This window comes from Mesorhizobium sp. M7A.F.Ca.CA.001.10.2.1, from assembly GCF_003998575.1.
Taxonomy (GTDB): Bacteria; Pseudomonadota; Alphaproteobacteria; order Rhizobiales; family Rhizobiaceae; genus Mesorhizobium.
This window is the reverse complement of record NZ_RZQY01000113.1, coordinates 1-12,485: the sequence shown is the minus strand read 5'-3', so window position 1 is coordinate 12,485 and position 12,485 is coordinate 1. Positions and strand designations below refer to the sequence as shown.

13 protein-coding genes are annotated in these 12,485 nt (G+C 63.6%); 2 read left to right on the top strand and 11 right to left on the bottom strand.

The window, feature by feature from the left end; all coding sequences use genetic code 11:
• Position 1 precedes the first annotated feature (1 nt).
• Positions 2–994: an ornithine cyclodeaminase family protein gene (locus EN964_RS10370; RefSeq protein WP_245490641.1), complete on the top strand. Its 993-nt coding sequence runs from the start codon at positions 2–4 to the stop codon at positions 992–994.
• Positions 991–2,472, top strand: a complete 1,482-nt coding sequence (hutH, locus tag EN964_RS10365; RefSeq protein ID WP_127270890.1) for a histidine ammonia-lyase — start codon at positions 991–993, stop codon at positions 2,470–2,472. Before EN964_RS10370 ends, hutH begins: the two co-directional genes overlap by 4 nt.
• A 9-nt stretch (positions 2,473–2,481) precedes the next feature.
• Here the strand turns inward: hutH and purU are convergent, their stop codons facing one another.
• The 11 genes from purU to EN964_RS10310 all read right to left on the bottom strand — a co-directional run.
• A complete protein-coding gene (gene purU / locus EN964_RS10360) occupies positions 2,482–3,363 on the bottom strand; it encodes a formyltetrahydrofolate deformylase (RefSeq protein ID WP_127270892.1) in 882 nt (293 codons plus the stop codon).
• Complete coding sequence (locus tag EN964_RS10355) at positions 3,360–4,160, bottom strand: 3-methyl-2-oxobutanoate hydroxymethyltransferase (protein ID WP_127270894.1); 801 nt, start codon at positions 4,158–4,160, stop codon at positions 3,360–3,362. Before EN964_RS10355 ends, purU begins: the two co-directional genes overlap by 4 nt.
• Before the next feature lie 34 nt (positions 4,161–4,194).
• Entirely contained in the window at positions 4,195–4,509 is a 315-nt protein-coding gene (locus EN964_RS10350; RefSeq protein ID WP_013530832.1) for a MocE family 2Fe-2S type ferredoxin, read from the bottom strand.
• Positions 4,510–4,520: 11 nt separating this feature from the next.
• Entirely contained in the window at positions 4,521–5,603 is a 1,083-nt protein-coding gene (locus EN964_RS10345) for a fatty acid desaturase family protein (RefSeq protein WP_236383000.1), read from the bottom strand.
• Positions 5,604–5,652: 49 nt separating this feature from the next.
• Positions 5,653–6,834 (bottom strand): aldose 1-epimerase family protein, encoded by a 1,182-nt coding sequence (locus EN964_RS10340; protein ID WP_127267573.1) that lies wholly within the window; start codon positions 6,832–6,834, stop codon positions 5,653–5,655.
• Between the two features lie 16 nt (positions 6,835–6,850).
• Complete coding sequence (locus tag EN964_RS10335) at positions 6,851–7,633, bottom strand: ATP-binding cassette domain-containing protein (protein WP_024501560.1); 783 nt, start codon at positions 7,631–7,633, stop codon at positions 6,851–6,853.
• The gene (locus EN964_RS10330; RefSeq protein WP_127267579.1) at positions 7,630–8,631 is read right to left on the bottom strand and encodes an ABC transporter permease; all 1,002 of its coding nucleotides are present in this window, start codon (positions 8,629–8,631) and stop codon (positions 7,630–7,632) included. The genes EN964_RS10335 and EN964_RS10330 overlap by 4 nt, the downstream gene beginning before the upstream one ends.
• A 61-nt stretch (positions 8,632–8,692) precedes the next feature.
• Positions 8,693–9,637 (bottom strand): substrate-binding domain-containing protein, encoded by a 945-nt coding sequence (locus EN964_RS10325; protein ID WP_127267574.1) that lies wholly within the window; start codon positions 9,635–9,637, stop codon positions 8,693–8,695.
• Positions 9,638–9,704: 67 nt separating this feature from the next.
• Positions 9,705–10,619 carry a sugar phosphate isomerase/epimerase gene (locus EN964_RS10320; protein WP_127267575.1) on the bottom strand — a complete coding sequence of 305 codons (915 nt, stop codon included), beginning with the start codon at positions 10,617–10,619 and terminating at the stop codon, positions 9,705–9,707.
• Positions 10,620–10,674: 55 nt separating this feature from the next.
• The gene (locus tag EN964_RS10315) at positions 10,675–11,760 is read right to left on the bottom strand and encodes a Gfo/Idh/MocA family protein (protein WP_127276336.1); all 1,086 of its coding nucleotides are present in this window, start codon (positions 11,758–11,760) and stop codon (positions 10,675–10,677) included.
• A 32-nt stretch (positions 11,761–11,792) separates the two neighbouring features.
• Positions 11,793–12,485: ABC transporter ATP-binding protein (locus tag EN964_RS10310; protein WP_164775775.1), on the bottom strand; the 693-nt coding region annotated here is incomplete at its 5' end.

The window sequence follows — 12,485 nt, the reverse complement described above, 5'->3', positions numbered from 1 at the left end:
CATCTACATCGACTACCTCAATGCCCTCGACATCGATGCCCTTGCCATGACCGATGGCGAAATCATCGCTGCCGTCGAGGCTGGCCTGGTGGCGCAGGGCCGGGGCCAGACGGTGATCGAACCGCGCGTCCATCTCGAGCCGGACCCGTCCTTCCACGGCCATTTCGACGTGTTGCGCGGCTACGTCGCGCCGCTCGACACGGCCGGCGTCAAGATCGTCGGCGACTATGTCGACAATTACCTGCATGGCCTGCCTTCCGAATTCGGCATCCTCAACCTGTTCGACCCGCGCACCGGCGCGCCGCGCGCCATCCTCGACGCCACCGTCATCACCGACATGCGCACAGGCGCCGTCACCGCCATCGGCGCCAGGCATCTGGCGCGAAAGAATTCCAAAGTGCTGGCCCATATCGGCGCGCGCGGCACCGCCTACTGGAATGTCCGCCTGCTCGACCATCTCTTCGATTTCGACGAGATCCGCGTCCATTCGCGCCGCCCGGAAAGCCGCGACGGTTTTGCCGCCAGACTATCCGCCGATCTCGGCAAGACGGTGACGGCGGTCGCCGACTGGAAAAGCTGCATCGAGGGCGCCGACATTGTCGTCGAGGCCTCGCGGTTGCCGGAGCCGCAGCCATTGCTCAAGACCGAATGGATCAAGCCCGGCGCGTTGGTCGTGCCCTACGGCACGATGAGCGCGGTGGAACTGTCGTTGACCGATATCATGCAGAAAATGGTCGTCGACGATTGGGGCCAGTGCAAGGGCGGCAAGTTCGGCTCGCTGCGCGCCCATGTCGAGACCGGGCGGCTGAGCGAGAAGACGCTGCATGCCGAGCTTGGCCAGATCGCCGCCGGTCTGAAAGCCGGGCGCGAAAGCGACGCCGAAACGATCCTGTTCTGGCATCGCGGCCTGTCGCTGTCCGACATTGCGCTGGGCAAGGCGATGCTGGCCAAGGCCCAAGTGCAAGGCATCGGCCAGCGGCTGCGCTTCGCATGAGCGCGCTCGTCCTCACCGGAACCGGCGTCGGTATTGACGATGTCGCCGCGGTCGCCCGCGATGGGCGCAAGGTGGAGATTGGACCCGATGTCATCGGCAGGCTGGAAAAGGCACGAAAAGTGCTCGACCAGGCCGCCGCGTCCGGCCAGCAGATCTATGGCCTGAACACCGGGCTCGGCGCCAATCTCGGCACCGCGGTCGACGGCGACGCCGGCGCCTTCCAGCGCCAGCTCCTGGAAGGACGCAGTGGCGCCGTCGGCGAGGTGCTGCCGGTTGAAGCCGTGCGGGCAACCATGCTTGCCCGTGCGTCGATGCTGTCGGTCGGCGGCTCCGGCCTGTCGCCTTCCGTCTTCGTCGCTTTGGTCGACGCGCTCAATGCCGGCGTCCATCCCGTCATGCCGTCGCTCGGCTCGATCGGCGCCGGTGACCTGGTGTTGATGACAGCACTCGCCCGCATGCTCACCGCCGATGGCGAAGCCGACTATCAGGGCCGTCTCATGCCGGCGGCCAAGGCGCTGATGATGGCGCGCCTCGCCCCCATCAGCCTGGCGCCCAAGGACGGCCTGTCGCTGATCAACGCCTCGGCGGTGTCCGCCGGCAGCGGCGCACTTGCGGTGACGGATGCATTGCGCGCCCTTGCCCAGCAACAGCAGGCCGGTGCGCTGACAATGGAAGGCATCGGTGCCAACCGCACCATCCTCGATCCGCGCCTGCATATGGCGCGTCCGGCGGCAGGCCAGCAGCAAGCAGCCAAGGTGCTGCACGATCTGCTCGCCCGAGACGAGGCGCCGGCGCCGACCACCTTGCAGGACCCGCTGTCGATCCGCTGCATGCCGTCGATCCATGGCGCGCTGATCGAGGCGATCGGTCAGGCGAGACAGGCTGTCGAGATCGAACTCAACGCCGCCGCCGACAACCCGCTGGTGCTGGGCGATGATGGACTGGTGCTGTCGACCGGCAATTTCCACACAGCCTCGCTGGCGCTCGCCTTCGAGACGCTCGGCCTGGCGATCGCCCAATGTGCCGCGGCCAGTGCCGCGCGCTTCATCCAGCTCACCGGTTCCGGCCGCAATGGCCTGCCGAAATATCTGTCGCCGGTCGGCGGCGCCTCGGCCGGCCTCGTACCGCTGCAGAAGACGGTGACGTCGATCCTGGCCGCCATCCGCCACAAGGCCAATCCGGTGATGCTCGACTTCCTGGCCGTGTCGGAAGGCGTCGAGGATCACGCCACGCAGACGCCTCTGGCGGTGGCAAAATGCGCCGGGATGATCGCGCTGTGGCGCCGCCTGATCGCCTTCGAATTGATGGCCGCCGCACAGGCCATCGACCTGCGCGACGGCTTCACATTGGCGCCACGCACCGCCGCAATTCACACGGCGATACGCTCGCTCGTCCCCATGCTGAAAGAGGACCGGCCGCTCGGTATCGACGCCGAGACGCTTTACGCCGCGCTCGCCGGCGGCAGTTGGCCGGCCTGACGTGGCTTCTCAGAAGACGATGGTCTTGTGGCCGTTGAGCATGACGCGGGCTTCGAGATGCAACTTGACGGCGCGCGCCAGCACCCGGCTTTCGATGTCGCGCCCGACAGCGACGAAGTCCTCGGCGCTCATCGCATGGGTGACGCGTTCGGTCTCCTGATCGATGATCGGACCCTCGTCGAGGTCGGAGGTGACGTAATGCGCCGTCGCACCGATCAGCTTGACGCCGCGGTCGAAGGCCTGGTGATACGGCTTGGCGCCCTTGAAGCTCGGCAGGAAGGAATGGTGGATGTTGATCGCCCGTCCGAACAGCCGGTCCGACAGGCCTTTTGAAAAGACCTGCATGTAGCGCGCCAGGATGACCAGTTCAGCCCCTGTTTGCTGCACCAGGTCCAGCAGCTTCTGTTCCTGTTCGGCCTTGTTCTCCCTGGTGGTCGGCCAATGGTGGTAGGGGATGCCCTCCAGCTCGGCGAAGCGGCGGGCATCCTCGTGGTTGGAGACGACGGCGGCAACCTCCGCGTTCAGCCAGCCGACCCTGATCTGGTACAGCAGATGGAGAAGCGCGTGGTCGAACTTGGAGACCATGACGATGATCTTCGGGCGGCGCCCCTGATCGACGAGCGCGGTCTTCATGCCGAACCGGTCGACACTTGATTTCAAGGCCCGCTCCAGGCTGTCCCTGGTCGAGCCTGGCGGGCTGATGAAGGCGATCCGCATGAAAAAGCGATTGGTCTGCCGGTCCCAGAACTGGCTGCTTTCGGCGATGTTGGCGCCGTTCGCGGCAAGCTCCGCCGTGACGGCGGCGACGATCCCCGGCCGGTCCTCGCAGGAAAGCGTAAGAATATGAACCGGCGCGGCCTCGTCCGTCGCATCATTGCCTTGAGATTTCACGCCCTGTCGACCCTTTTCATGAACAGGCTGAGCTCAGCCGGATCCATATGCACCACATGCTTGTCTTCGGGATAGGCGAGACTGTTGACATCGGCAACATACTCCGAGAACGCGGCGATGCGCTCGGCCTGCAAACGATCATATTCGGCGGCGAAGTTGCGGTAGACCTTGGAATGGCGAGGCATGTGGCCCCGGTTCTGGCCGAGGATGTCGTCGGCGAACAGATATTGCGCATCGCAACCGGTGCCCGCTCCCATCGACAGCATGATCAGCGATGTGCGTTCCGAGATCGCCTTGGCCACCTCGACCGGGACGACCTCGATCTCGGCGCCGATGGCGCCTGCGGCCTCCAGTTGTTTCACCGCCGCGAAGACCTCCATGGCGGTGTCGGCGGTCTTGCCTACCGCCTTGAAGCCGCCGGTCCAGGTGGCCCGTGACGGGATCAGCCCGACATGGCCGATCACCGGGATATTGTCATCGGCCATCCGCTTGATCGTGGCGTAGCCGGCGCTGCAATAGACCGCGTCGGCGCCGGCCTTGTAGAGCCGGAAAGCCCAGCGCACGAAATCGTCCGCCGTTCCGATCTCGTAGAAATTGTCGCCCGGCATGGTGAACAGGCTGGGTGCGGCGTCCCGGTATTGCGGGTTGAGCACCAGTTCGGGCGGCACCGAGACGATGTCGACCCCTGCGCGCTCCGCGGCCTCGGCCTCGTCCATCGTCAGCACGCGCAGCATGGTCAGCTGTCGCTTGCCCTTCATGGCGCGCAAATCCGCCACCGTCGGTCTTTTTCGGCTCATCAAATGGGTTCCCTCAGTTGCATTCGGCGGCAGGTCAGCCGATCTGGATCATCACTTTGCCAGCCTCGACCTTCACTGGATAGGTGGCGAGATTGACGCATACCGGTGCGCCTCGGGCCACACCCGTCTTGTAGTTGAAGCGGCCATTGTGCTTGGGGCATTCGATGATGTCGTCCATCACCAGCCCATCGGCCAGATGCGCCTTCTCATGCGTGCAGTACCCGTCGGTTGCGAAATACTCGTCATCGGGACTGCGATAGATGGCGAAGGTACGCCCGCCATGATCGAAGCGGATGACATCCTCTTCCTCGACATCGTCGACGCCACACGCTTCAACCCAGTCGGCCATCTGCCTCTCCCCTATTCCGCCGCTGCCGGAACGGTCAGCGCATGGAACTCGTCCCGATACGGCCGCGCCGTCGGCGGCAGCTCGCGCTTGAGGAAATAGTCCTCGTACTGAAGCTGCTTCAGCAGCACCGGCCAGACCTCGCGATAGGCATGCCACATCGAAGGGTTCGGCTCGGGCAGATCGTGCTTGATCAATTCATGCAGCCTCGGCAGCGCGTGATACGGCACCATCGGGAACATGTGATGTTCGACATGGTAGTTCATGTTCCAGTAGATGAAGCGGCTGATCGGGTTCATGTAGACGGTGCGCGTGTTCAGCCGGTGGTCGGTGACATTATCGGCCAGGCCGATATGCTGCAGCAGGCCGGTCAGCACCATGTGCCAGCTGCCGTAGAGGCGCGGCAGGCCGATAAGCACCAGCGGCAGGAACGACCACAGATAGAACGCCAGCGCGATCGCCGCGACATAGATGGCGACATGCCAGCGCGCGGCTGTGACCACCTTGTGAAGCTCCATCTCGGGAATAAAGCTTTTCTCGTCGGGCGAGATGCTGCCGAACGCATTGCGCACCAGCGTCGGCAGCGAATAGCGGAAATCGAGAATGCCGGTGAAGGCGAGTGCGGCACGCAGCAGGTCCGGCGGACGCATCACCGCGATCTCGGCGTCGCGGCCGACGATGATCGTGTCGGTGTGATGGCGGGCATGGCTCCAGCGCCAGGTCACCGGGTTGCGCATCAGCATGAAACTGGCGATCTGGTAGACGGCATCGTTCATCCAGCGCGTGCGGAAGGCGGTGCCGTGGCCGCACTCGTGCCAGCGCGAGTCGCTGGACGAGCCATAGAGCACGCCATAGACGAGCAGGAACGGCACCATCCACCACGTGCCCCAGAACCAGGCGATGCCGGCGGCGGAACCCAATATGGCAACGATCCAGATGATCGTGTCGCGGATCGCCGGCCCGTCCGAGCGTTGCATCAGCTCTTTCATCGCCTTGCGCGGCACATCGGTGTGATACCACTCGGCCGAGGCCAGCCCGGTCTCGATCGCGATGCGCGTGCTTTCCCCGACCAGGCTGTAGTCGCGCTTTTTCTCCATCACATCGACCTCCGATTTCCGGCCCGCCAGCCGGAGCATTCGTTTCGCATCATGCCCTGTCCGCCAATCCCGGAAAATTGCCCGACGGCACAGGATAATCCTGTTGCGGCTGCCTGGCGATCGACGCGATCTTTGCTTCGGCCGCGGCGATCGCGCCGGCGCCGTCGAGCACCCGGAACACCGCGTCATAAGAACGGCCTTCGCCATGCTCCAGCCAGATCATCTCGCCTCGCTCGCGCGCCGCGAGATTGCCCAAGACATGGTGTGTCGAGGGTTCTATGCCCAGCGCATACTGCCCTGCCTGGAAATTCTGCCATTGGTAGGCGCAAGGCAGCTGATCCTTGCGCGTGATCACTTCCAGGCCAAGCCCTATGCCGTCGTTGACCACCGCCACCGGCACCTCGCCATTGGCGTCGGCCGCCATCTCATGCTGCCAGACCTGCTCGCTGAAGCCCAGTCGCGGCGCCGGCACGGTGCGGTAGCCGACCTTCTGCGCCTCGTAGCGTTCGCCTGCATGGCCAGCCCAGACGACGTCGCGGATCGGCGCCAGATAGCGCGAACCCTCGTCGAGCAAGGGGTGGCTGACATTGACGTGGTAAAAATACATGTGCGGCGTGCGATTGAAGCCATGGTTGACGACGCGGTCCGACAGCCGGATCTCGTTGCCGCCGACATCGGCCTCGATACGCCGGATCAGATGCAAATCCTCGCCGAACACCGCCGATTGCTGAACGATGCCTTCGGCCCAAAGCACGCAGCGGTCGCCATCCCAGGCCTCGCCATAACCGGTCAACCGTGCCGGAATGGTGCCGACACGGCCGTGCAGCGAATGGATCACGGTCTTCTTGCCCGGGTAGTTGTAGCTATCGGCAGGCACCGCTTCGCGGCCCAATATGTGGTCGAGGCCGCAGGTGACAAGCAGGCCTGAAAACGAGCGCGCCCAGGCGAGGCCCCCTTCCCCCTCATAATCGTGTAGGCCGGGGTTGCGAAAGCCGCTCGGCGAATGCCAGCCGATCGCCTGGCCCTTGAAGTCGCAATCGGCGATGTCGAGCGCCCGGTCGACCAGCGCCGTGAAACGCAGGCCCGAGCCGGTGCGGAACTCGAGCATGCGGATGCCGCGTTCCACGCCGTCGCCAAGCGTCATCAGCCGCACGCCGGCAAATTGCGACAGCATGCCCGAACGTTCCGATACCTGCCGGCGCGAAAGCGTCTTGCCGTAGAGTTCTACCATGTGACGGCCAACTTCTTCACTTCGCTCTCGTCTCTTTCAGCAGGGCCGACATGTCGGCGCCGGTGATGATGCTTTCCACGGTCAGAAGATCGGTATCGGCAACCGTCTGCTCGGCGACGATCTCGCCGCGGCGCATGACGATGATGCGGTCGGCGACCTGGAACACGTGATGGATGTTGTGGGTGATCAAGAGCACCGAATGGCCGGCGTCACGCACCTCCTTGACGAAGCGCAGCACGCCATGGGTTTCCTCGACGCCGAGATTGTTGGTTGGTTCGTCGAGGATGATGACCTTGGCGGCGAACTGCATGGCGCGAGAAATCGCAATCGACTGCCGCTCGCCACCCGACAGCGTCGAGACCAGCGCATCGGCGTCGAGTTTTTTCGAGATGCCGACGCGCTTCAACAGCGCCGACGCCGCATCGCGCAATTTGGCGAAATCGAGCGGCGCGAACACGCCCAGCCATTTCAGCTTGACCGGTTCGCGCCCAAGGAAAAGATTGCGCGCAATGCTGAGATCCGGCGCCAGAGACGTATCCTGGTGGATGGTCTCGATGCCGAGGTCCATGGCATCGCGCGTCGAGCGGATCGAGACCTTCTCGCCGCGCACATAGATGTCGCCACGGTCGATCGGAAACACACCGGAAATCGCCTTGATCAGCGTCGATTTGCCGGCGCCATTGTCTCCGAGCAAGGCCACCACCTCACCCTCCTTGAGAGCAAAGGACGCATTCTTCAGCGCCCGAACGCTGCCGAAGGATTTTTGCAGATTCTGCAGCCGGAGAACTTCCATCGTCAGCCCCTTGCGGCGTTCTTCTGCAGCAAAGCGTGCAGGATGAGCATGGCGAGGATGATGAGGCCGACGAAGATGTTGTAGGCGAGGCCCGGCACGCCGATCAGCACGATGCCGTTGCGGATCGCGCGCAGCATCAGCGCGCCGACGATGGTGCCGAGGATCGTGCCGCGTCCGCCGGTCAGCGCCGTGCCGCCGACCACCACCATGGCGATCACTTCGAGCTCATAGCCGGTGCCGGCCACCGGTGAGGCGGCCGAGATGCGGAAGGCGCTGATCATGCCGGCCAGTCCCGCAAGGACCGAAGTCAGGATGAACAGCCACACCTTGACGGCGTCCGCCGGCACGCCGCGCGCCACCGCCGCGTTCCGGTTGGAGCCGATGGCGCTGATCCAGTTGCCGAGCTTGGCATAGCGCAGCACGTAGATCGCCAGCAGCGAGAGACCGATGAACCACCACAGCGAGGTGTAGAACCGGAACGACCCGACATTGAAGCTGCCGGCCAGCAGCGTGACGAAAAAGCCTGGCTGGTCCCAGGATTTCAGCGGAAAGCCCTGCGTGATGTAGAGCGCCGCCCCGCGCACCACGAGCAGCATGGACAGCGTGACCAGGAAGGACGAAATGCCGATCTTGGTGACGATCAGCCCGTTGATGGCGCCGATGGCGATGCACAGCAGAAGCCCGGCCAGAAGCGCGATGCCGATATCGACGCCTCCGTTCTGCACCAGAAGCATGACGACGACCGGCGCCAGCCCGAACACGGCACCAACCGACAGGTCGAATTCGCCCGCCGTCAGAAGCAGCGTCATGCCGAGCGCGATAATGCCGAGCTCGGGGAGGAACGCCATCATGTTGGAGATGTTGAGCGGCGACAGGAAATTGGCATCGGCGATGGCGAACACCGCGAGCAGGACAATGAGGATGACGAGCGAGGAGAATTGCGGCGAGCGCATAAGGCTCGATCTACGTTTCCCGACAGGCATTTCGTCTTCTGCGGCGATCATCATGACTGCTTGAACCATGCTTTGAAATGGTGCCCGCGGCCTGCGCCGCGGGCACCGGTTTTCACTTCGTGTCGTAGAGTTTCAGGATCGGTTCGACGCTCGAGGCGTCGTAGAGGCTGAAAGTATGGATGTCGTAGCCGATCGGTTCGCCCGACGCGGCGAGCCCGAGCAGCGCCACCGGCATGAAGCCTTGCGCAGACGGAAACTGCCAGGCGGCCGCGTTGACGAAGCCGGACTTCACGGCTTCCGCGGTTTCCTTCGAATTGCCCCAGCCGACGACCGGGATCTTGCCGGCCGGCACACCGGCGCCGTCGAACACCCGCTTGACGCTGGCCGCGACGGAATCGCCGAGCGCGATGATCGCCGGCGGATTGTTGGCCACCATATAGTCGGTCATCTTGGCAATGATGCCGGCCGGGTCGGTGCCGCAATCGACCACATCATATTTGATCCCCAACGGATCGAAGACGCTGGCGATGCCTTCGGTCTCCAGCTGCTGATAGCTGGCGCCAGGCACTTCCACCGGCAGGAACACCTTGTCGCCCTGCTTCACCATCTTGTGGTCGACAAGATACTTGGCCCAGATGACCCCCGCCTCCTTGAGATCGGCGCCGACATAGGCCTGCCGTCCGGTCGCCGGATCGTCTGTGTTGAAGAACACGATCGGGATCCCGGCCGCCTTGGCAGCCTTCACTTCCTCGGTCCACAGGCCCGGCTGGGCCGAGGTGGTGGCGATGCCGTCGGGCTTGGCCGCAAGCGCGGAATTGAAGGCCTCCTTCTGCGCCGCCATGTCGCCGCCGCTGAAGGAGATCTTGCAGGTCACCTTGAGCTGGTCGCAGGCTTTGGTCGCGCCGGCATTCCAGTCCAGCCAGAACGCATCCGACGGACCGCCATGCGACAGCAGATAGAACGTCTTCTGGCCATCCTGCGCCATTGCCGGCGAGGCAAATGCGATGCCCGCGAACACAGTCGCGGCCGCTGCCAGTTTCAATCCGAATTTCAACACTGCAATTCCTCCCTTGTTGTTGCTTCCAAGCCGGATGCACCGCCGGCAAAGGGCGACGCACAGCTGGTCAGAGACCGTTGGCGCGGAACTTGTCGTCGAGAAATTTCTTGGCCCTCGGCACGTCGTCTTCCGAAAGGTGTTCGATGATCACCGGGATGTTCGGGTTCTTCTGCGACAGGCGCTGCAGATAGAGGTCGTAGTTCAGCGAGCCGGTGCCCGGCGCGTTGAGGACCATCTCGCCAACGCCGCGGAAGGTGTGCGAGGCCAGCGCGTCGTCATCGCCGATGTCCGCATGCTTCTCGCTCTTGTCGTCGCCGGCTCGTGCGACATCCTTGGCATGCGCGATCTTGACCTTGTCGGCCAACGTGTCGAACACCTGGTTCAGCACCTTGTCCATCTGGTCGATGTTGTGGCTTTCGAAGTAGTTGGTCGGATCCATCAGCAGGCCGAGGCCCGGATGGTCGACCTGCGCGAACATCCTCACCGTTTCCTCGACCGAGCCGACGACATTGTTGACGTAGGTTTCGAGCAGGAACATTGAGCCGTGGTCATAGGCTTCCTGCGCCAGTTCGGAGATCGCCTTGCGGCACATCTCAAAACCCTCTTCGGACTTGTTCTTGGGATCGCTCATCCACTCGCTCTCGGTGTTGTAGGTACCGGTCTCCGAGATCACGTAAGGACTGCCGAGCTGGCGGGCGTTGCGGATGATTTCCTTCAGCCGATCGACATTCGCCTTGCGGTGCGCGAGGTCGGGATGAATGACATTGGTGTAGCCCGAGATGCAGCAGATCGGCAGGTCGTGGGCACGGAACGTGTCGCGAACCTTCTTGGCCTTATCCTTGGTGATCTGGCCGGCCGACAGGTCGATATCCTTGAAATGAAGGTCGAGCTGCACGGTGTTGAAACCGTGGCCACGGATCTTCTTCGCCGACTCTTCGAGGCCGTACGGGAAATAGCCCGTGAAAATACCTGCCTGCATCATAGTGTGAATTCCTCCCTGTAAGCGATTCAGTTGTCTGGTGTTTCAGTTGCGGTGATCAGGTAGCGATTTCGGAAAGCTTGACCGTGCGGCCCTCGTCGATCGAGCGATAACCCGCCTCGACCAGCGCCATGGTCTTGACGTTGTCGGCGACCGACAGCGCCGGCGGTGTGCCGGTCTTCACCGCGTGCTGGAGCTGCTCCATCACCCCGATAAAGGCATGCGGGAACCACATCGTGTCCCAGCTCGGACTGACCCACTCGCCTCCGGTCGTCTCGGTCGAGGCATAGGTCAGCGTCGAGGCAGCGCCCGTCGGCCAGCCAATGGTGCCCTTCGCGACCCCCTTGCTGCCGTCGACGCGCCAGTTGATGTGCTGGTCGTCCTTGTAGCCATCCTGACGCGGACCGGACCAGACATCCTCCAGCGACACGGCAAGCACACCGGACGGGAAGCGCAGCGTCGACACGGTGATGCCGTCGGAATGGTCGAATGTCGTGCGCGGATCCTTGCGTGTCAGCGTGGTGATCTCGTCGGGATCGCCGAACAGAAAGCGCAGCACGTCGAGATGATGCACGCTCATATTGGCGAGCGTCAGCCGGTCATAATCCTCGAGGAAGCTCTGCCAGTGCGGGATGGCGTGCATGTCGATCTGCGCGAAGACGATGTCGCCCAGCGCGCCGCTGTCGATGATCTGCTTCAAGACGCGCATCGACTGGTCGTAGCGCATGTTCTGGTTGACCGAGAGGATCTTGCCGGCCTTGGCCGCCTCGTCACGCAGCTTGACCGCTTCCTCGACCGACAAGGCCAACGGCTTCTGCGCCAGGATCGCCTTGATGTGCTTCTGCTTCAGCGCGTGACGGATCAGCGCCGGCTGCAGGTCGGGCGGGAAAGCAAGGTCGATGATCTCGACATTTTCGTCCTCGATCAGTTTTTCCGGTGTGTCGTGGACGGTCGGAATGCCCCAGCGCGTCGCCACCTTCTCGGCGCTGGTCCTGGTGCGCGAGGCGATTGCCACCACCGGGAACCCAGCTTCCTTGTAGGCGGCCAGATGGCACTCGGCCATGATCATGCCTGCGCCGACGCAGGCGATCTTGTATTCCTTCGTGCGGACCAGAACGTCCGACTCGAAGCCCTTGTTTGCCATCTCTTCCTCCCGAAACTCATTCCTTGCGGCTGTCATCGTGCCAACGCTCCGCCGCTCTGTTCGAAATAATGCACTCTGGCCGGCTCGCAGGATATCGCCACCATGGCATCCGGCCGGATGTCGGGCTGACCGCGCAGCAATGCCTTCAGCCGCGCCTGCCCGGCAGCGAGCGTCACCACGGTGTAGCCGCCAAGCGGCTCGACCTCGAACACTCGCGCCGGGCGGCCCGGGCCCCCGTCCGCCCACGGTCTAACCTTGATGTCTTCCGGCCTCAGCCCGATCTCCACGGCGTCGGCGGGCGCTGTCTTGTCGTCGATGCGAATCGTGCCTTCAGCCGCTTCGACACCGCCCTCGCCGCGCGCCGATCTGAGGATGTTCATCATCGGCGAACCAAGCAGCCTTGCCACATAGGTGCTGGCCGGGCGGTCGTAGATCTCTGCCGGCGTACCGATCTGCCTGATCTTGCCGTCCTCCAGGATGGCGATGCGATCGGCGACCGACATCGCCTCTTCCTGGTCATGCGTGACGTAGATCAGCGTCTTGCCGAGTTCGCGCTGGATGCGCTTCAGCTCGACGCGCGTTTCCTCGCGCAGCCTGGCGTCGAGCGCCGAGATCGGATCGTCCATCAGATAGGCATTGGGATCGCGCACCAGAGCCCGCGCGATCGCCACGCGCTGCCGCTCCCCGCCCGCAAGCTGTCCCGGCGGCTTGTGCAGGATATGGCC